The following is a 19,558-nucleotide window of genomic DNA, read 5'->3' as shown; positions in this document are numbered from 1 at the left end:
TTTTTAGGATTTAAAATTTAGTGTCCCCTGCACGACGGCAAGGTCAAAGTTGGCAGTCAGTACTTCAATCTTTTTCTTGGGCACTTTTCCAGAATGTTTATCTACCAGCACATCTTTCTGCATTTTTAGCGTATGCCATTCAAGATCCCGGCTAAATTTGTTCAGGATATCACTTGGATAACTGCTCAAAAGAAATTTGCCTTTTGTGCGGGAAAGGCATAATAGCAGAGATTCAAAATCTTGTTTGCTATAGCCGTCGTAATGACCGCAATCGCTATTGAAATAGGGCGGATCACAATAGTGAAATGCCTTTTCGTGATCTCTTGAATTGATGATCCTAATGGCATCAGTGTTTTCGATCTGAACATTTTGCAGACGTATCGCATATTGCTCGGAAAATGAGGTGCGTTTATTGCTCATTCTTCTGGAAGAGGTCTGTTCACGGACATCGTATCCCCATGAATCCCCAATCTTTGCACTAAAAGACTGATTGCATAACACCCATACTGCCCAGGCACGTTGTAACCTATCAAAGAGATGAGGATTGTTATAGATCACCAGCGCATCGCTGTGAAGCGACCTGCTGTGCAGTGTAATTCGGATCATTTTTTCAAGCTCAACAAACTGATTTTGGACAATTTCATAGAAGTTGATCAGCTCACGGTTGCAATCGTTGATCACTTCAACCTCCGACTTAGGTTTAGACCAGAATATCGCGCCTCCACCAACAAACGGCTCTACATAGGTGTAATGTGCTGGTATGAGCGGAATAATGATCTTTGCCAGCTGCTGTTTCCCTCCATAGTATGTCAGCGGCGTCACCATCTTATTTTTTGCCATAATTGAAAAAAATTAATAGGGTTAGCCTAAAGGAAAAATGATCGTAAGATAGTTGCCGCGACGATCAGGAATATACATGCCCCAAACCAGCTCGCCGCTGTCTTTGAGGTGTCAGGGTCGCCCGAACTGAATTTGTTGTACACTTTAACCCCTCCAATGAGTCCAACCACCGCACCGATCGCATAGATCAGTTTGGTTGCGGGATCAAAGTAACTTGTGACCATCTGTGTCGCCTCTTGAATGCCCGAAGCGCCATTTCCCTGTGCAAATACCTCATTGCTGACAAGCGAAATCAACAGCAACCCAAGCAAAATTTTTTGTCTTGATTTTTTCATGTTTCATTACATTTTAAGTTTGTAATACCCGTTTCTACGGGCTTGGAAACAAAGGTGTTCGAGATTAGATCAAATTTGGAGGCAGGTGGTATCAGAAGTACTAAGTTTGCCGTTGATGTCCTAATCGGCTTTGGAAAAACACAAAAAAAAACGCCAGACTGGAAAAGTCTGGCGGTTGTACTATTATTTGCTACAATTTCCGTCCCTTCTTATTTTCTTTATTTTCATATCTTTTTTTTACTTCATCCTTGATGGGTTGTTTGAGTTTATTTTCAGAAATAATTTGATCGATTCCTGACTTATTCCACGGGATCACATCGGCCTTAAAGTCAAGCCGAAGACCCGTTTCTTTTAGGCCTTCTATTTCCCCCCACCCCCATTTTCGATTCCACCCTACGGGATCAAGGGTCTTTACAAAAGGTATTTCAACAAATAATAGGTCTTTTGGATATTCTACAACTTTATCCCATTCGATCTTCCCTATTTCATGTGTTTGAGGGTTATACGGAAATGCATAGGTATTTTTTTCGTCAACATACCAGTCCTCCAGATCATCAAAACTTATCCCCATCGTCGAAAAATCATCCTTGGGCCGTAAAAGATCTATCCGGGCATCTGCATAAAAGATATGGCCACCAATTTCAATTGTTGGCAGCTCACCATTTTTAATGCGTCTTGTTAATGCTTCCTGATCGACCATAAGCTCAAAATCGCTCAGTAAAAGGATTTCCTCAACAGCTTTATTGTATTTCTCTGCCATCTGCTCTGGGGCAAGTGTAACAAATTGCGGAGGAATTATGGTTAAATCCTGTCTACTTGTTTTGTCGAAATGATCAAAGCGGTATCCTGCTTCCCCCAGATCGATCATATCCTCCAATTTGTAGCGGTTTTCTGGATTAGCCCTTTCTCGAAATTCGAATTTCTCCACATCAACGATAAACTCAATTCCGTAATCAGGATCTCTATAGATCGGTAGTTCTTTTTCCATAACTCAACATTTTTTTATTTGTATTAACTTAGTTGCTGAGCTAAATTCCGCCATAGAACAAATAATTGGTGAAGTGCAGAACGCTGAGGCATTATTTTTCCCAGATTTTCCTATTTACAAAATGGTGATACATATATTAACATTTTTATATTCAATTTGGAATTGGAAGATCTTCCTTTAAAAGTATATTTTTAATTCCTCCAAACATTACCTTAATAAAATGCATAATTTTTATTAACACAAAATTATCTTTCGCAAAAAGTGCCATAATTATCTATCAAAAATCTGTTTTACGCTTATTTATTTCGCTAAAACAAATTTCAAAAGTTAAACATGTTAAAATCAAATCCATACTGGTTAAAATCTAATCGTTATTCGTTCATGGTAGTTATTACTTTTGATTCAATATCGATTTTTATTTAACCTTTATTTAGATTATGTACTATTCCCCATCTTTTATAAAAACCGGTTTCAAAGGGATTTTCCTTGCTGCTTTCTTATTAGTCTTTACTCACAGCAAAGTTTTTAGTCAAAATCAGGTTAATGACCAGGGCCACGGTAAGATGGTTCTTAATTGGTATCTATCACATATTGACCATCAGGAGAAAAGGGAGTTATACTATAAGTTTACTTACTACATGAATGGTAATTTAGTGCTGCGACAAGAAATAAAGAATGACAGTAGCTTAATTGAAAAAAGCTATTCTGAGAACGGCTTTCTGACTGTAAGTAAGACTATGCCTACCTATCTTATTAATATCTCGAAAGCACTTGTTAGATACCAAAGCGAAACAGATTCTAGCAAAGTTGAAGAAGTTGGTTTAGCTGATTATGGTCCTGAGCTATTTTATAAATGCGCGGTAACACCACCTAAAATAACAATGCTTGATACATTAAGCAAACAAACTCTGACGGTAGCAGGACACACATGCATTAAAGGTAAGGCACATATCTTAAACTCAGATTTTGAATTTGCATATACCAAATCACGACTAAATGTTAAATCCCCTTTAAATCTATTTGTTCCTAATTTTCCTTATCAAATCCTTTGGATTAAAATTCCTCTTGACAATAATCCACAGGGCATACAGACCTTCGTAATTGAAAGTACTTCCGAAACAATACCTGAAAATATTAAAAATTCAATAACCTGGTAATCGATCATTATTTAACTTAAAATATATTATTATGAAAACAAAAAATCTGGTATTGACAGCAATGTCATTATCCCTCCTCCTTGCGTGTAAAAAGCAAGAAGCAATCACAACGGAAGTTGATTACAAAAGGAAGCTAGAGCAAGAATTTAACTTAACTTCTACGACTTCTTCTGTTAAAATGTCTAATAAAGAAAGTAAGCCAGTTCATAATTTTGCAACTTACGAGGAGCAATATAAGTATCTAAAAGAATTGGTCAAGAATACTGTCATTTATGATACTGTAATTATCTATCCATCAAGCAAAATTAACTCTAAATCGAGTTCAAGCGATGGGCTTAAATTGGTTGGAAAAAATAATAAAGCTTTCGAAGCCGGCGATAAGGGAGTTGAGCAAAACTTTTATACGCGCTATATCTCAAAATCAGCAAAATCTTCTGTTACTAATACCTTTACACTTTCATACTCAGTTTCAACAACTGCGAACTGGCCTTGGAAAAGGGAAACACCAAGTTCGCCACCAGCGTATCTTGGATACTGCTACCTTTCAGACACCAATGCTTACGGCCCGTATGTAACATATGCCGGCTTTATGCAATTGACCAACTACAACGTAGTCCTTAGCGCAAACGGTGGGGGTGGCTCAGCTAATGGCACCGCACAGCTGTACGCGACCACCGGGGGTTTTACAAATTCTGTATCTGTAGGCTTACAGGGTACTTTCACATTAGTTTCACCGGCAACACCGCAAAGCCCGCTAATGATCTATTATACCTTTACAGCCACGGAACCTACATTACCTTAATGGTGATTGAAACCTAGCTTTTGTTTAATAGCAATGTTAATCCACTTCTTTATTTTAAAGAAGTGGATTAATGTTAAATAATGTCTATTTATTTGGGGTTCCTCAGATTCTCCTACCCTTTTTCCCTGATTTAATTGGTGACTTCGCCTCTTTATTTTCCATTCTTTTGTAAGCGACCTCAGATAAAATCTGGTCCACAATTTCTTTTATCGGCTGGGGAACAGAAACTGACCTATCTTTCAGTATGTCTTTTTTATTGGTCACTTCTGATAGCCAATCAATATAACTTCTGGCATCAGCCATATTAATAGGTTCCATTTTCCTGTAGCCTGCATTTTTAGAATCATCAAGTCCTATATAAAAACCATGATCGGGAAAATCAAGCTTATCATAAACGATGATAATATTATCCATTGATTTTTGTGAAACATTATTTTTATGACTGGCTATTATCCGGCCTTTGTATTCTTCGATCACATAATCGGGATCATTCTTTGCTATCATGTCTGTTTACTTTAGTAATTATTGATACTTAATGCTTCCAACTAGTATTGAACGAATACATTATCAGATAAAATCTACGATGTCGAAATCGTCTAGTGCATTAGAGTTGTCTTTTGGAATGACACTTTTCTCTTCCGATATTGATTTATCCAAAAGCTTTGCAATTTTTTGGGATGCGCCATCGATAGAATCCCGCATCATACTAAAAAACTCGGTTCCCTCAATTTTTTGAATGATCCCAGCGGTTTCTCTTTCCTGAACTGTATCAAGACTGTCCTGTTGCAGCAACTTCCCAACTTTCGTCAGCTCCTCTACAGAAACCGCCTGAACAAAACGATCATCATCTGGCGGGACATCATTATCATCATCTTGCTCTATAACATCACTGGATTTAATGTCATCATTATTTTTATTCTTGATAGCGTCGGTATTTTCCTGTCCTGCTTTAGTGGCGATCAATTTTTCTACCAACTTTTTCCGATTGGCCAACCACGCAGGCATCGTTTCTTTCTCAGCAATTACGACCTTTCCTATGACATCTGGTAAAGTCTTCTCTGCGACCTGCTGACCCTTACGTTCGGCTCCCCCAATTTTGACTTTCTCAACCAGCAGTAGTATAATCACCACTATCAGACAGATCAGTATTGCAATCTCTATTAAATTGTCCATGATCCTAAAAAAGTGGCTTAGATTTGTTAATGAATTCCTTTATCAGCATATCTTCAAATACCGTGAAATGATGCCTCAATATGTTATCCAGCAACGCATAGAGTGGTATTTTATCCTCTCCTATAACATTCGCGATTCTTGACAATCTGGTATGATGCTCACTGCTGACATAGATACATTTATGACCCCGTTTATCCATAAAAGTATCTGATAGGAACAGTGATTCGTAATTCACATTATCATAAGCTACCTGCTGATGTAGCTTTACGGTAACTTCAACTTGATTTTTTGGCTTTTTCATCTTATAAAATGGGTTTAAATTTTTTATTGAAATAATCGGTAATCTCCTCGCCATATTCACGGAAATGATTTTCCAGTATATTGTCTATATAGGAATACAGCGTTACTTTGTCCTCACGGGTCAGCTGCACTATGCGCAAGAGCCGTTCGTGATATTCAGACCGTATATAGACAACCTTCCCGCTCCTGCCCGTAGGGAAACGGTTGGCAAGAAAAAATTCTTCGTAATCTACCTTTTTGCCGGACCTTGTCCTGGACTTCTCGGCTTTGGCCATAGGATCTGCGATTTTATCCGCGCTCTCCTCTGTATTTGCCGCAGGTAAAGGTTCATTGCCACTCATGATGTTCATCAGATACTCCTCATCGATGATCGGTTTCTCAAATTCTTTACGATCTTTCTTCATCTCAGATATGAATTATTTTTAGAAATTCCTTAACAAATTGATCCACACGCGTTGTTTTTAAAATTTGTGGATCAGCGGGTAATAGTGTTGATTTAAAAACATAATTTCCCGTATCATCAATTTCTTTCCGGAAACGTTTACTGTCCATGATCCGCGTTGCCATAATCGGAAGTGATAATCCCTCTATTACTCTTTCATAAGCATCGTACAGGACTGTTTTCTCTCTACCGTCAACCTGGTTCCAGAATAGGAATAAAGACTGCTCGATGGGATTTTTATTCTGCGCAGGAAGTCTTAGGAAAACCTCACTGAATGCCAGTGTGCTCTCCACAACAAGGCGGTCTGCCGTAATAGGTGAAAAAATATAATTCATCCCCTTTAAAGCACCGATAACCCCCTGGGTGTTGGCTGTACCCGGTAGGTCAAAAAAGATAATATCCGGCGGAACGGAGCTGCTCTCACAGTAGTCAAAAGCCTTTTCAAGTGCGTTATCCGCCTTACACTTGATGATCGGATAAGCCTTTTTATTGATCGTATGGAATTGTTTAACGGCCTGTCTTTTGTGATAATCACTTTCCATTACCGTACGTTTATCTCTTTCACGAATACCGATCAGGCTATATTGCGGAAAATCGCAATCCAGTACCAGGATATTATATCCAAGGCGGTAATGCAGAACGCTCGCTAGCAATATCGTCATCGTAGATTTACCCACTCCCCCCTTTTGCGCATAAATGCTCACCTTTAAAGGCTCTTTCTTTTTTTCCATATTATATTATTTTATAGCTTCTTACTTTTAAAGTTGAATTATAAAGCAATTGCCTAAGTTTACAGATGCATAGTAAAATATATGTAGAGTCAGTTATACGAGTTTAAAAAGGGCCTTATATAAATACTCACATCTTATCTGTAAATCATACATAATTCTTAGAATTTTGTAAACTGGTAAAAAATCTACCAACATTTATGACTTCATATTTTACCGTTTTTATCCTTTTACCCTTTTATAGTTTTACGTTTTTATAGTTTTATGCTTTTACATTTTTAAAACCTAACACTTTTATGCTTTTACAATTACCTGGTTTGTAACTGGCTAAGTTAACCATAGTCACTACCCACATGCCGTATGCTAAGGAAGGCAACTGTAGGAGCTGTAAAGCAGAAGTTTTACTACCTTTCCTCTTTTTACCTACGGTTTCCGAAAGCTCTTTATGATGCGAGCTTTATTCTATTCTTTCTCATATCTGTTCCCAAGAACAGAGCAAGTTGTGTTTTGAGGCACTCAAAACTCGTTTTGTGCCCCAAAACTACTTGCTCTGCCGAGGGCTCGGTAATCCTCCAAAGTCGGATTTACCTTTTATGATGTTATTGATATTAGTTGTGAATTTTTAGGAAAAGAGAGGTTCCCAAAAGCTATTAAGCAATATAATTATTGATATTTTGATATGTTTTGGAAAAAAGTATATGGTAACAAATCGTAAAGGTGGTCGCAAACCTAAACTTGAGAAAGCAACACATAGATACGTTTTCCGTCTCACGGATTCGGAAAACGCAAAATTTCAAACGCTATTTGAACAATCCGGACTGGATAATAGAGCAAAGTTTATCGTATCCATTCTATTTGAAAGAAAGATAAATTCGGTTATTGTTGATAAAGGAGCTATCGATTATTGCACTAAATTATCGCAATTTTTTGCACAGTTCCGTGCAATTGGAGTCAATTACAATCAGATCGTAAAGATCCTGCACACTAATTTTAGCGATAAAAAAACAGTGCATTATATCGGAAAACTTGAAGACCTTACCAAAGAACTTGCTGGGATCTGCCGGGATGTTTTAATACTCAGCAAAAAATTTGAAGCGGAACATCTTGTCAAAAAAGCTAGGTTATGATTGCAAAAATAGGTCGTGGATCAAATTTATATGGTGCTTTGAATTATAACAACTCCAAGGTAATCCAAAACAATGCCTCAATATTATACCTTAACAATATGTTTGAAACACCCGATGGCGAATATACAACAGTTCAGCTGTTGTCCTCATTCCTGCCCCATCTTGCGGCAAATAAAAATACAGAGAAGACAGCAATCCATATTTCCCTAAATCCAGATCCAAAAGATATGTTATCAGATGAAGATTATGTTGGAATAGCTGGGGAATATATGAAGAAGATGGGATACGGTACTCAACCTTATGTGGTTTTTAAACATAGTGATATCGACCGTAGCCATATCCATATTGTTTCCACAAATGTGGACAAAAATGGAAGCAAAATATCTGATGTTTTTGAAAAGAGAAGATCAATGGAAATCTGTCGCCAAATTGAAAAAAAATATAAGTTAATACGAGCAGACGAAAGAATTAGTTCCAACGATAGTCTCGCTTTCGTACCTGTTGATCATACTAAAGGAAATGTAAAGAGCCAGATTGCAGCTGTTGTGAGATATCTCCCGAAATATTATCATTTTCAAAATCTTGGAAGTTATAACGCGTTGCTATCGCTATTCAATGTCTCGGCTGAAACCATCAAAAAGGAATATAATGGTGAGATTAAAGAAGGCTTGATCTATTTCGCGCTAGATAAGAATGGGGAGAAGACCACAAATCCATTCAAAGCATCCCTTTTCGGCAAACAAGCAGGACTCATAGCACTTCAAACACATTTTATAAAAAGTAAAGAACTTGCTGCAGAAACTAAAGAAAAAAGCAAAAATATCATTGCGCAAGCCATTAGTATAGCCCGAAGTGAAAAGGACTTTAAAGAGTATTTAATAGACCACGGGATTAATCTAGTGATCCGAAGAAATGATCAAGGCAGATTATACGGAATTAGCTTTATAGATCATAATTCGCGCAACGTATTCAATGGCTCTCATCTCGGTAAGGAATTTTCGGCAAATTCATTCAATGCGCTGTTTTCAAGTAGCCAAAGTTCTTTAGTAGTAGAATATATAGATAATTCACAAAAAAAAGACACTTCAAAGCAATCAAGATCAGCTAACTATTCGCTCCATCCACTATTCGACTTTATGATAAATAACGGATCTGTTTTTAGTGATTGGGGACTCCTTGATCAGCTTCTACTTCATGGGATCACAGAAGATCCAGAAGAACATCTATTTGAGTTTAACATGAAAAAAAGGAGAAAGCGCAAAAGATAAGCAGTAGCATCAAAAATAATCCTTAAAATATGTCGGACGACATCGCGCATCCTACTCTATAACAGAGTCAAAGCAGTATATTTCTACAAAACTAAAAAAAAGGAAGTCCTAAATTCGGACTTCCTTATTACCTATGAAATACAATTCCAATAAAAAGGAATAGCAAGCAATTGAAAACATATTACACAAAGAACAGACCTTCGGCTTGGAAGCCATTTGGTTGTACAGTCGGCAACTTTTCTAATTCAGCTTTTTCGCCCCTTCTTACATAGTCCCTAATGATGGAATCACCACCTGAACCTTGAATATATTTACCTGTTGCTCTTTCAACCCATCCATGAACTACTACGCCAACAAATTTTTTGTATTCTGTTTTACTTGCAAGAGGGCTGGTATCTCGAAAGTTTTCTCGAGAATTACCTGTAAGATTAGCTTGAGGATGCCTAGAGTGATCATATTTCCACCAAACTGCTAACGATATTTCTCCAAAACTGATTTCTCTCCATATTACGACGCTTTGAAATCCGAACAAATTAACAAAAACGTGCCCTTCATCTTCCTTCTTATTCTTGTCAAACTGCAAAAGATCTTTGTTTTGTTTTAGAAGTTCATTTAATCCTGCTATCAATAGATTCCGATAGGGATTCTTTGTCTTCAAGGTTAATTCCTTTATCTCAGTCATCTCATAAACCAAAGAAGGAACACCAGATTTATTTAATAAATTCTGAAAATGTTTCCAGCTATGAAATCCGTTTTGTTTTGAGGCAAGTTCCAAAGCCTCATGATGAGAAATATTCTGATTTTTTTTAATAGATTTTGCGATACGCTTAATATAATCAGCAGTATGCCCATTTACTTTTTTTTCCATGTTTTAACAATATATCTTGCATAGAAATGATGTCACCTGTCAGCCAAAACCCCTTACAAGAAATTTGTTAAAGTGGTATATAAAGTTAGATACAGTGCTAAAATAGCTTCGCTATGACAAGTGGCAAGCTTCTGTAAAGCTCGAAACAAATATAGCAAAATATTTTGGTATTATTTTTCCTTTCATAGCTACTGCCAAATTAGAATCTATATCTAAGAGCAATCTGACGCCAGATATCTTCGGCTAAATCCTGATCTTCACCATGTTCAAAATTCCATTTGCCGTTTTCCTTTTTTAGTCTCTGCACCAGTCCATCCAAGAGTATCTGAAATTCCGACATATTCTTAGTCAAATCTCTCTTCAATAATACGACTTGAAAATCACGATTTTTAAAGGTGATTCTGAATACCTGTTTATTAAATTGCTCTTCAAATTGTCCTATAGTATCAAACATAATCCACTTCCGAAATTCAGTCTAATTATAGGAATTTTATTGCAGATAAAAAACTTAATGGCTAATCTAAATCTTACAATATTTCAAAGGTATTGGAAGTTATAGGCAAATGTATGCCATCTTATGCATTAGCAGAAAAATTGTTCGTCATGACTAATATCTATGGTGAAACTTTTCATATATGCAAGAAGACGATTTAAGAGGCCTCGCAAAAATTATGGCTTTCATGCGAGCTGTAAGCATTCTCCTAGTTTTGATGAATTTCTACTGGTTCTGTTACTCCTTTTTCTTTGAACAGGGATGGACGCTCGAAATTGTCGAGCGAATTCTCAAAAATTTCCAAAAAACCTCTGGTTTATTTACTAATTCAACATACAGCAAACTGTTTGCCCTAATCTTATTGGCACTGAGCTGTCTGGGAACTAAAGGCGTGAAAAACGAAAAAATTAAGTGGAAAAATATCAATACATGTCTATTTACTGGATCAATACTATACTTACTCAATTTCCCGCTTATTGAAATATCAGGCATTCTATATATGGTTTCAACATCTGCAGGTTTTATCCTGCTTATGGTTGCTGGATTATGGATGAGTAGGCTGCTTAAAAACAAATTGATGGATGATCCTTTCAATTATGAAAACGAAAGCTTCATGCAGGAGACAAAGCTTTTAGAAAATGAGTTTTCCGTTAACCTGCCGACAAAATTTTATTATCGTGGAAAATGGAATGACGGATGGATATCGGTGGTGAACGTCTTTCGCGCATCTATCGTACTAGGTACTCCCGGAAGTGGTAAGAGCTACGCTATAGTAAACAACTACATTAAGCAACATATCGAAAAAGGCTTCTCGATGTACATTTACGATTTCAAATTTGATGATCTTTCACTAATCGCTTACAACCATCTCCTGAAGCACAGTGACAAGTACGATGTAAAACCCAAATTCTATGTGATCAACTTTGATAATCCACGCAAAAGCCATCGCTGCAATCCCTTAAATCCTAAATTCATGACCGACATCTCTGATGCATACGAAGCATCGTACACCATCATGCTAAACCTCAATAAGACGTGGATTCAGAAACAAGGGGATTTTTTTGTTGAGTCACCAATCATCCTGCTAGCAGCGATCATCTGGTTTTTGAAGATTTATGATAATGGTAAATTCTGCACTTTTCCGCACGCTATCGAACTACTTAATAAAAAATATGCTGATATTTTTACAATACTTACAAGTTATTCTGAGCTTGAAAACTACCTTAGTCCCTTTCTTGATGCTTGGGAAGGCGGGGCACAAGATCAACTACAAGGCCAGATTGCATCCGCTAAAATCCCGCTATCAAGAATGATCTCTCCGCAGCTCTACTGGGTTATGTCCGGGGATGATTTTTCATTGGACATAAACAATCCGAAGGAACCCAAAATCCTATGTGTTGGCAATAACCCAGATAGACAGAACATATACTCGGCTGCCCTTGGCTTATACAACTCCAGAATTGTAAAAATGATAAATAAAAAGGGAAAACTTAAAAGTTCCGTTATTATTGACGAACTTCCCACAATTTATTTCCGTGGATTGGATAATCTGATCGCAACAGCCCGAAGCAATAAAGTGGCTGTCTGTCTTGGTTTTCAGGATTTCTCTCAATTGATCCGGGATTATGGTGACAAGGAAGCGAAAGTTATACTCAATACCGTCGGAAATATATTCTCAGGTCAGGTCGTGGGTGAAACCGCCAAAACACTTTCAGAACGGTTTGGAAAGATTGTCCAAAAACGTCAATCGATATCTATCAACAGAAATGATACCAGTACATCTATATCAACACAATTAGACAGTCTGATTCCTGCGTCTAAAATATCTACTCTTTCGCAGGGAATGTTTGTGGGAGCCGTTGCTGACAATTTTGGTGAGAAAATAGAGCAAAAAATATTTCATGCCCAAATCGTAGTAGATACGGAAAAGGTGGCCTTAGAAAGTAAAAACTATAAGCCTATTCCAGAGATCCGTTCTTTTATTTCAGAAACTGGCGAGGACAGAATGGACAAAGAAATTGATCAAAATTATCGCCAGGTCAAACTTGATGTTTCAAAAATTATTGCAAGTGAACTTTCGCGAATTCAAAATGACCCTGAATTAAGACATTTGATAAGATAAACGCGATATTAAAATGTAATAAAGTGAGTAATATTAATCAATAGCCTAAGATAGAGCAACATTTTATTAACCGACAACATAATCATATTGTCACTCCCTTTTGAATCTGCAATACATATAATTTAATACAATCGTAAATTATCTAAAGCAGAAGCATTAAGTCGTTATCTTTGTAATGAGTTAGAATTTTCATAGCGGTACTCAAAATTTCACTAATTAAAAAGTACGAAGTTTTGTGCCAAAAATAAATTATTACTCCATCTTTAATCAAAAAATAAAATGCTCGATAAACTACTCAATTTGATCAGTGAAAAACCTGAGATTTTAATTTCACTCTCTAGCGGAGTGGTATTGCCAATAGTTTTAATATGGCTAACCAATCATTATAATTTAAAACAAAAAAATAAAGAAAAGGAGCTTGAATTCAAGTATAATGATCTCAATGATTTAAAAGTACAAGAGAGGTTAGTTTACAGCTCCTTATCCAAGATTTTATTCGACGTTCAACAACTGCACGTAGCATTGTCTGGAAATTGCATAGACAATAACTGTATTGATAATGCATTGACAAAATTTGAAGATTCTGTAGCAAGATGTCATGGGGATTTATCTAAAAACCTACTTTATATGCCTTCAAAAGTTATAAATCTCATTTATCAATTTTATAGTAAGATAAGCGATCTGAAAATAAAATTAAAAGAGTTCAATGAATCAAAAAAATATGAAATGGCCCATGTTTCGGTTTATGTTGACTCCCAAGATTTAGCCGAAACCTTGATAGAAATACAGGAATTGATTGTTAAAAAAAATAATAGTACAATAAGTGACTTTGATAAAACCCAACAGGAAATGATGAAGTACTGTTGTGGTAGAAAACCGCCTCAAGATTTATTTGATCAATACATCACCCAATTAAAAGCGATGAAACCTGAATTATCTGAGCAGGAAATTGAAAAAATGACTAGAAGATGGAAATCGTAACTTTTATTCTATCAATACTAGATTAGTAGTACGGTTAATCACCTACATAATTATGTTAGTCCTCGTAATTTAAAGTTAGGGCAATTTTTAATATCTATTTTGATTTCTGCCTTAACATCTGGACCTCGATCATTATCTCCTTTTATGTCCAATGATGACTGTATTTTTCTTTCCACACCGGCGAGTTCAGTTTTCAAAGCTGCAAGCACTTTTTCTTTGTTCCAACTGCCATTCACAATATCATATAGTACAATCTGGTCAGCTTTTAGCTGATTTATCTTCTTTTTCTCTTCGTCAATGAGTCCAGGAAGTTTTTGAAGGGCACTAATAAAATTTAAGCTTACCCGCTCGGGATCGCTTGCCATAATACCATTATTGTGAGTATACTTAATATTTCCTTCACCACAGACAAAGAACCTGTTATCTCTTTCAATAGAGCCGGATCCCTCTTTTTGGATCATCTCCGTTTTTACGAGCAGCCTAAAACCATATAAAGTACCAATTTCTTCATAATCCCCGCCTGTCCTTGCAGTTCCTGCAAGTTTAGCCAGTTTTGCACCAATTTCCTTAACATCTGAATCTTTAGGCAAGCCATCCAACATGATCGGGTTCAAAACTTTTCCGTCTTGCGATTTTTGGACATGATTTAGATAGTTTTCCCAATCTGCATTTAACCTTGCTAACCGGGACTTTCTCCCTTCAAGTTCTTCTTGCAGACTTTCCAATTTTGAACTGGAACTCCACTTTGATCGTAAGAAAGCCTGTTTCTCACTTTCAAGAACAGAAATTTTCTTTTCGACTTTCGCTTTTTCCAATAGATCGGTATTACCTGATAATAAAGCCACATACTCGGAAAAATTCATACCCGAAACTTCATCCATTCCCCCTTCATCAAGTATCCGTACTGCGATGGTATTACTCTTTAACTGTCCGATAAAACGCTGCTTATTTGCTAGTGTATTAAATTTGTACGCATCCAATGATTTTTCTACTGCATAAATAAAAACATCGACTTTATTGTCAGCAAAAAATTTAGCAATCTCATTGCCCTTTCGAACAGCGCGACCGTCCCGCTGCTCCAGATCCGATGGCCGCCATGGAATATCCAGATGATGCACAGCTACTGCCCTCTTTTGGGCATTTACCCCTGTTCCTAGCATTTCTGTCGATCCAAAGAGGACCCTAATTTTCCCTTCATTGGTAGCTTTGATCAGTTCTTTACGCTGATCCTCCGTTTTTGCTTCCTGAATAAAGCGGATCTCCTCTGCCGTTATCCCATGATCTTTGACAAGTTTCCGTTTAGTCTCGCTGTATATGTTCCACTCGCCCGGTTTAAAAGTGCCGAGGTCTGAAAAAATAAATTGAGTGCCTTTTTGCGCATTGAAATTTTTATAATATTTTGCAATATTTGCTGCACAAACAGAAACTTTGTTTCCCGGATCGTCTGTATATCGCGAAGATATAAGCCGCATATCAAGGGACATTTTCCTTGCAAAATCTGTCGCGATCAACATCTTGGCTTTCTGCTCTGTCGGCGTTAGCGGAGCTCTACCAAGTAACTCAGCATTGCCACTCTTTGCAAACTCCATCAACTTTTTAATGAAAATTTCCTGATCCGGGGTCGGCGGTATATTGTAGAGGATCTCATTTTTTATCGGCCTATCAATTCCGATATCAGCCGCAGTACGATAATCGGTGATTTCAGTGTAAAATTGGGACAGTTCGGGCACTTTTATAAAATGTCTGAACCGCTCCTTCTGAACGATATTATTGGCAACAGAGAATTCATAATCTATCGATTTACGGGCATAAATAGCAGCCCATGCATCAAAACAATTAATCCCCTGTCTTTCCAGCGCTTTTGGTCTTAAGAATTTAAAAAGGCAGTATAACTCTGTAAGTGAATTTGAAATAGTGGTTCCAGAAAGAAAAGTTGCACCAAGATCTTTCCCATTTCTTTCCTGAATTGTACGGATGGCAAAAAGTAGGTTGAGTGCCTTTTGGCTGCCTTGTACATTGCCCAATCCAGCTACGCGCTCATGACGCGTATTGAACATGAGATTTTTGAATTTATGGCTCTCATCAACAAAAATATGATCAATACCCATCATTTTAAAGTCGACGACATCATCCTTTCGGTTTTCGATATCATGCTCCAGTGTCTTAAGCTTCACAGCTAAGTTTTTCTTCCGGATTTCTACACCTTTCATCATTGCACCAGATACATCTTTCCCCTGACTGCGCAGTGCGTCAAGATTTTGCTCCACAGACATCAGTTCCGCTTGAAGTATCTCCTTCTGCAATTCTGTTGATTGGGGGATCATACCAAACTGGTCATGTGTGAGGATAATGCAGTCCCAATCATTGTTCTTGATATCGCCAAAAATCTTAAGCCTTTTCTGGGGTGTGAAGTCCTTTTTACCGGGGTATAATATCTTTGCGAAAGGATAAGCTTTTCGATAGGTTTCTGCAATCTCGTGAACATTGGCCTTTAGCGCTATGATCATTGGCTTGTGAACTAGCCCCAACCTTTTCATTTCTTGCGCTCCTGCACACATAATAAGTGTCTTGCCTCCCCCAACTTCATGATCACAGATACCGCCATTATTACTTTTAAGCATGTAAATAGCATCTTTCTGACTTTGATACAGATCCTCTATGCCTACTGCCCTGCGGTCAAGCCCTGGAAATGTTTGATGGCTACCATCATAATACGGTCTGACATGACAATTAAAAAGCTCGTTATATCTTCCGGTAAGTTTCCTTTTAAAATTATCGTCCTGCTGATAAAGCCAATCCGTAAATTCATGCCGGATCTCATCAATTTTGCCATTGGCCATCTGGATAGCATCCATATCCTTAACCTTGATGGCAGTCCCATCCGCTAAGTACTCAGTTTTGGTGATATCCGGAGTGGTATTAACAAGAGCATGCCGCAGCAGCTTCAAACCATCAAATGTCCGGTTCTCAGATTTAATAGCGTATTTTTCTGAAATCCTAATATTGCTGGATTTTGCATTTACAGAAAAATCATCGCTGCTCTCTGAATAGTAAATCCGTACATCGGTGTCAAAGAGATGGCTTGCGAAACGGTTATAAATTTCTGTGTCGATCCATCGCTCCCCCAGGTTAAAATCTAGCTCCTCAAATTTAATCGGTTCAGGAATGACTTTTTCAAGCGCTTCCAGACTCTGCCGGGCTTCCATGTCTTCCCGATGGTTAGAAAGGTAATCATTCAGTTGCGTCGCTTTTAAAACAACATTTCCAGCAAGAAATTTCTGAGATACTTCCAATTCACCAGATAACGGATTGAAGAAAATTTGGCCCTGCAGATCTTTCCTTAATTCGTTTTCGGAAAGGCCACTCACCTGAATCATAAAAGCAAGATCTACGGAGCCCGTTTGATTAAGTGAAGCCGACAAAGCCTCTGAAGCGCTGCTTACAGCAACTTCTGCCGTGGAGAAACTAACTGGATTTGTAAAAATATCTGCCTTATGGATGACACCACCAACCACCCGCTCAAGAAAAGGAACTTCATTTCCGGAAGAGTCCATTTTAATGAATCTAATATTTTCGGCTGTATTTAAATTTCCATACCGTCCAGTAAACTCATCATAGGTCCTATTTAAAAGCTGTCGCCCCTCTTCATCCTCCGCTCTACTTTTAGCTTCAATTTCATACAGCGAATGGTAGCTATCCCTTAGGTTGATATAGCTCTGGATTCGCTCCTGATCCTTTTTGGATAGTTCAAGTGGATGAAAAATATAGGTCCCATCACGACGGTTAATTTTTAGTTTCCCGATACTGCTACCCGAAATAATTATAGTATCTTCACGGTAAAATGCCTTCACTTCACCGTCAAAGGCTCTTACCTCATTCTTTAACACCGAATCGTCAGGTAGCTCATGGAATAACGATGCGACCTCTGTAAGTTTCGTTAAGGTTGTTGATAGAGGCTTTTTTTGCACACTTTCTTTCTGATCCGATCTACTTGCCCGTCGCGGTTTATTATGACTTGTATAAACTTCATCTGCATCAAAAAAGGAAAGCTGCTGAAAATTTGTAATCTTACTTTGGCTTGTGCTTTTCCTACTTTTCTTTGCCTTTTTAACCGATAAATCATCAATAACCTGATCGGAAAAAAGGCTTAGTTGAGTCACTGTTTCAGAATTACCAGCATCAGGTTTTCCGCTTTTTGGAGGATTTAGAATTCGTTCTGATGTCAAATTATTACCAACCTCTTTCATGCTGTGTTCATCATAAAGCTCGCGGTTGAAATACTGCAGGAAAGCCTCTGAAAGCTTTAGATGAACATCCATTGCAATTCCAGCAACTCCACCATCATGCACATGCACCGTTGTCGGCTTCCCATATTGATCAGTATCCTGAAAAGAACGCGTAGCAATAATGTAGTTTGGATTATAAAATAAGAGGTTGCAGTTTTCTGTGGTCCCCATAAAATCCCTTGCACGCATAGATAAGGAACGAGGCTGTGTATTTTTTTGCAGAACAATGAGGTCTGTGCCCACCGAAGTGCCACTTTCTTCAAATAAATTATTCGGTAACCGTAGCGCGGCCACCAGACTGTGCTCACGCATCAATGCTTCACGGATCGGATAGTTGGAAGGACTGTTCAGAACCCCTTGCGAAGTAATAAATGCCAGCAGCCCACCTTCGCGCAGTTTATCGGTAGCTTTTAAAAAGAAATAATTATGGACGCTCTGTGCAGCAAATTTCCGGACCTTATCTGTGCCCCTTGAATAAGTTAGATCAAATATTGAAGTAGTTCCGAACGGAATATTACCGATAACGACATCATACCCGGTATCTCCTTCTCCAATATTCTCAAAGCTGTCTATTCTGATTTCAGCATGGGAACCATACAAATTTTTCAGGATTTTCCCCGTTATTAAGTCCTGTTCATAAGCACAAATATTTACATGATCCAGTTCTCTAAAGGGCTCAATAAAAGCTCCTACACCGGCCGATGGCTCAAGCATGCTACCAATATCTATTCCCGTTTCCAGTATTGCCTTTGCTATGCTGCCGGTAATCTCTTTCGGTGTGTAAAATGCATCTAGGATAGAACCCTTAACTTTTGCCACATAGTCGGCATACTTACTTTGATCTTCTGTATTTTCTCTGATGAGCGTAAATAATTCCTGCGTCATCGCAAAATAAGGCCGATCAGAAGCCTTCCAGCCATTGATGTCATCCGGTAATGAGACGGGATTTAAGATAAATTTCAAGCCTCCAAATCCCGCAAAATTATGTAGTAGCAGTTTTTCATGCTCAGTTGCTTCCCGCCCCTCCTTTTCAATACTGAAACTTGTTTTGATGGCATCAATGTTCTGCCGTAAATGGCGTTTCTTATCGAATACCATTTTGCTCAATCCAAATAGCAATAAAACCTGTTAGCTCCGTATACAGCAGATCGTAACCAGTTGTATAGGCGAAATCATCAGTCAATTCATAATGCTCAAAGCATTCATGGCATTTTGGAAGGATCTTCAGTGCAAAATCGCGATAATCGAGTTCATCAAAAACATCAGAAAATTCGTAGGAAAGAACCTCAAACAGAGAATCAAATTTAGAAAAGTGCAATCCCTCATAAAGAATACCGTCGGCGATCTCATTACATTCGTTAATAGGATTGCCTGCCCTAAACGCGCCATCGTATGCGTTTGCTGCCCACCTGGCGCGCTGATCAATAAAATTTGTATCAGCAGATCTTTCAGGAAAACTTGAATCAATGTGATCCTGCAACTTTAATTTGTAATAGGAATAGTCCTGGTTATGCTTTTTCATATCGCTATAATTTTTATAAGTTTTATAGCGGTAAACCTAGGTTGGTTGAGCTGCACTGTTGGCATTGTGTCCTATCCGTTCCTATCCTTGCATCGATATTCCTAAAACCTTATAAAAAAAGAAACC

18 protein-coding genes are annotated in these 19,558 nt (G+C 37.8%); 6 read left to right on the top strand and 12 right to left on the bottom strand.

Annotated features, from left to right (window positions below):
* Positions 1-3: 3 nt before the first annotated feature.
* The 3 genes from ACHWSC_RS25105 to ACHWSC_RS25095 all read right to left on the bottom strand — a co-directional run bounded on the left by ACHWSC_RS25105 (position 4) and on the right by ACHWSC_RS25095 (position 2,163).
* Positions 4-840, bottom strand: a complete 837-nt coding sequence (locus ACHWSC_RS25105; RefSeq protein WP_394678647.1) for a DNA adenine methylase — start codon at positions 838-840, stop codon at positions 4-6.
* 26 nt (positions 841-866) lie between these two features.
* Positions 867-1,175 (bottom strand): DUF4134 domain-containing protein, encoded by a 309-nt coding sequence (locus tag ACHWSC_RS25100; protein ID WP_394678646.1) that lies wholly within the window; start codon positions 1,173-1,175, stop codon positions 867-869.
* A gap of 190 nt (positions 1,176-1,365) precedes the next feature.
* A complete protein-coding gene (locus ACHWSC_RS25095; protein WP_394678645.1) occupies positions 1,366-2,163 on the bottom strand; it encodes a hypothetical protein in 798 nt (265 codons plus the stop codon).
* Between the two features lie 437 nt (positions 2,164-2,600).
* On the opposite strand from ACHWSC_RS25095, the gene ACHWSC_RS25090 reads away from it, so the two are divergent.
* A complete protein-coding gene (locus tag ACHWSC_RS25090) occupies positions 2,601-3,320 on the top strand; it encodes a hypothetical protein (protein WP_394678644.1) in 720 nt (239 codons plus the stop codon).
* A gap of 31 nt (positions 3,321-3,351) precedes the next feature.
* On the top strand, positions 3,352-4,122 hold the full coding sequence (locus tag ACHWSC_RS25085; protein ID WP_343657888.1) for a hypothetical protein: 771 nt from the start codon (positions 3,352-3,354) through the stop codon (positions 4,120-4,122).
* A gap of 102 nt (positions 4,123-4,224) precedes the next feature.
* On the opposite strand, the gene ACHWSC_RS25080 is transcribed toward ACHWSC_RS25085, so the two are convergent.
* From ACHWSC_RS25080 to ACHWSC_RS25060, 5 genes are all read right to left on the bottom strand, one after another.
* Positions 4,225-4,626 carry a hypothetical protein gene (locus tag ACHWSC_RS25080; RefSeq protein ID WP_343657887.1) on the bottom strand — a complete coding sequence of 134 codons (402 nt, stop codon included), beginning with the start codon at positions 4,624-4,626 and terminating at the stop codon, positions 4,225-4,227.
* 63 nt (positions 4,627-4,689) lie between these two features.
* A complete protein-coding gene (locus ACHWSC_RS25075; protein WP_394678643.1) occupies positions 4,690-5,295 on the bottom strand; it encodes a hypothetical protein in 606 nt (201 codons plus the stop codon).
* 4 nt (positions 5,296-5,299) lie between these two features.
* Entirely contained in the window at positions 5,300-5,596 is a 297-nt protein-coding gene (locus ACHWSC_RS25070) for a DUF3408 domain-containing protein (RefSeq protein WP_394678642.1), read from the bottom strand.
* A gap of 1 nt (position 5,597) precedes the next feature.
* Entirely contained in the window at positions 5,598-5,999 is a 402-nt protein-coding gene (locus ACHWSC_RS25065) for a DUF3408 domain-containing protein (RefSeq protein WP_394678641.1), read from the bottom strand.
* 1 nt (position 6,000) lies between these two features.
* Positions 6,001-6,768 (bottom strand): ParA family protein, encoded by a 768-nt coding sequence (locus tag ACHWSC_RS25060; RefSeq protein WP_394678640.1) that lies wholly within the window; start codon positions 6,766-6,768, stop codon positions 6,001-6,003.
* Between the two features lie 695 nt (positions 6,769-7,463).
* On the opposite strand from ACHWSC_RS25060, the gene mobA reads away from it, so the two are divergent.
* Entirely contained in the window at positions 7,464-7,892 is a 429-nt protein-coding gene (gene mobA, locus ACHWSC_RS25055; RefSeq protein WP_394678639.1) for a conjugal transfer protein MobA, read from the top strand.
* Positions 7,889-9,160, top strand: a complete 1,272-nt coding sequence (gene mobB / locus ACHWSC_RS25050; RefSeq protein WP_394678638.1) for a conjugal transfer protein MobB — start codon at positions 7,889-7,891, stop codon at positions 9,158-9,160. The genes mobA and mobB overlap by 4 nt, the downstream gene beginning before the upstream one ends.
* A 181-nt stretch (positions 9,161-9,341) precedes the next feature.
* On the opposite strand, the gene ACHWSC_RS25045 is transcribed toward mobB, so the two are convergent.
* Positions 9,342-10,028 (bottom strand): hypothetical protein, encoded by a 687-nt coding sequence (locus tag ACHWSC_RS25045; protein WP_394678637.1) that lies wholly within the window; start codon positions 10,026-10,028, stop codon positions 9,342-9,344.
* Positions 10,029-10,227: 199 nt separating this feature from the next.
* Complete coding sequence (locus ACHWSC_RS25040; protein ID WP_286770870.1) at positions 10,228-10,482, bottom strand: hypothetical protein; 255 nt, start codon at positions 10,480-10,482, stop codon at positions 10,228-10,230.
* 181 nt (positions 10,483-10,663) lie between these two features.
* Between ACHWSC_RS25040 and mobC the strand changes: the two genes are divergently transcribed.
* The gene (gene mobC / locus ACHWSC_RS25035; protein WP_394678636.1) at positions 10,664-12,643 is read left to right on the top strand and encodes a conjugal transfer protein MobC; all 1,980 of its coding nucleotides are present in this window, start codon (positions 10,664-10,666) and stop codon (positions 12,641-12,643) included.
* A 279-nt stretch (positions 12,644-12,922) separates the two neighbouring features.
* A complete protein-coding gene (locus ACHWSC_RS25030) occupies positions 12,923-13,624 on the top strand; it encodes a hypothetical protein (protein ID WP_394678635.1) in 702 nt (233 codons plus the stop codon).
* A gap of 50 nt (positions 13,625-13,674) precedes the next feature.
* On the opposite strand, the gene ACHWSC_RS25025 is transcribed toward ACHWSC_RS25030, so the two are convergent.
* Both ACHWSC_RS25025 and ACHWSC_RS25020 read right to left on the bottom strand, forming a co-directional pair.
* Positions 13,675-19,008 carry an N-6 DNA methylase gene (locus tag ACHWSC_RS25025; protein WP_394678634.1) on the bottom strand — a complete coding sequence of 1,778 codons (5,334 nt, stop codon included), beginning with the start codon at positions 19,006-19,008 and terminating at the stop codon, positions 13,675-13,677.
* On the bottom strand, positions 18,995-19,432 hold the full coding sequence (locus tag ACHWSC_RS25020) for a DUF1896 family protein (protein ID WP_394678633.1): 438 nt from the start codon (positions 19,430-19,432) through the stop codon (positions 18,995-18,997). Before ACHWSC_RS25020 ends, ACHWSC_RS25025 begins: the two co-directional genes overlap by 14 nt.
* Between the last annotated feature and the right edge of the window lie 126 nt (positions 19,433-19,558).

It is taken from the genome of uncultured Sphingobacterium sp. (genome assembly GCF_964277905.1).
GTDB lineage: Bacteria > Bacteroidota > Bacteroidia > Sphingobacteriales > Sphingobacteriaceae > Sphingobacterium > Sphingobacterium siyangense.
This window is presented reverse-complemented; position numbering and strand designations above follow the sequence as displayed.

Coding starts and splice junctions, on each gene's coding strand:
- mobC (WP_394678636.1), top strand. CDS start 10,664: ATGCAAGAAGACGATTTAAGAGGCCTCGCAAAAATTATGGCTTTCATG.
- mobB (WP_394678638.1), top strand. CDS start 7,889: ATGATTGCAAAAATAGGTCGTGGATCAAATTTATATGGTGCTTTGAAT.
- ACHWSC_RS25105 (WP_394678647.1), bottom strand. CDS start 840: ATGGCAAAAAATAAGATGGTGACGCCGCTGACATACTATGGAGGGAAA.
- ACHWSC_RS25070 (WP_394678642.1), bottom strand. CDS start 5,596: ATGAAAAAGCCAAAAAATCAAGTTGAAGTTACCGTAAAGCTACATCAG.
- ACHWSC_RS25075 (WP_394678643.1), bottom strand. CDS start 5,295: ATGGACAATTTAATAGAGATTGCAATACTGATCTGTCTGATAGTGGTG.
- ACHWSC_RS25060 (WP_394678640.1), bottom strand. CDS start 6,768: ATGGAAAAAAAGAAAGAGCCTTTAAAGGTGAGCATTTATGCGCAAAAG.
- ACHWSC_RS25030 (WP_394678635.1), top strand. CDS start 12,923: ATGCTCGATAAACTACTCAATTTGATCAGTGAAAAACCTGAGATTTTA.
- ACHWSC_RS25085 (WP_343657888.1), top strand. CDS start 3,352: ATGAAAACAAAAAATCTGGTATTGACAGCAATGTCATTATCCCTCCTC.
- ACHWSC_RS25040 (WP_286770870.1), bottom strand. CDS start 10,482: ATGTTTGATACTATAGGACAATTTGAAGAGCAATTTAATAAACAGGTA.
- ACHWSC_RS25045 (WP_394678637.1), bottom strand. CDS start 10,028: ATGGAAAAAAAAGTAAATGGGCATACTGCTGATTATATTAAGCGTATC.
- ACHWSC_RS25065 (WP_394678641.1), bottom strand. CDS start 5,999: ATGAAGAAAGATCGTAAAGAATTTGAGAAACCGATCATCGATGAGGAG.
- ACHWSC_RS25080 (WP_343657887.1), bottom strand. CDS start 4,626: ATGATAGCAAAGAATGATCCCGATTATGTGATCGAAGAATACAAAGGC.
- ACHWSC_RS25025 (WP_394678634.1), bottom strand. CDS start 19,008: ATGGTATTCGATAAGAAACGCCATTTACGGCAGAACATTGATGCCATC.
- ACHWSC_RS25090 (WP_394678644.1), top strand. CDS start 2,601: ATGTACTATTCCCCATCTTTTATAAAAACCGGTTTCAAAGGGATTTTC.
- ACHWSC_RS25095 (WP_394678645.1), bottom strand. CDS start 2,163: ATGGAAAAAGAACTACCGATCTATAGAGATCCTGATTACGGAATTGAG.
- ACHWSC_RS25020 (WP_394678633.1), bottom strand. CDS start 19,432: ATGAAAAAGCATAACCAGGACTATTCCTATTACAAATTAAAGTTGCAG.
- ACHWSC_RS25100 (WP_394678646.1), bottom strand. CDS start 1,175: ATGAAAAAATCAAGACAAAAAATTTTGCTTGGGTTGCTGTTGATTTCG.
- mobA (WP_394678639.1), top strand. CDS start 7,464: ATGGTAACAAATCGTAAAGGTGGTCGCAAACCTAAACTTGAGAAAGCA.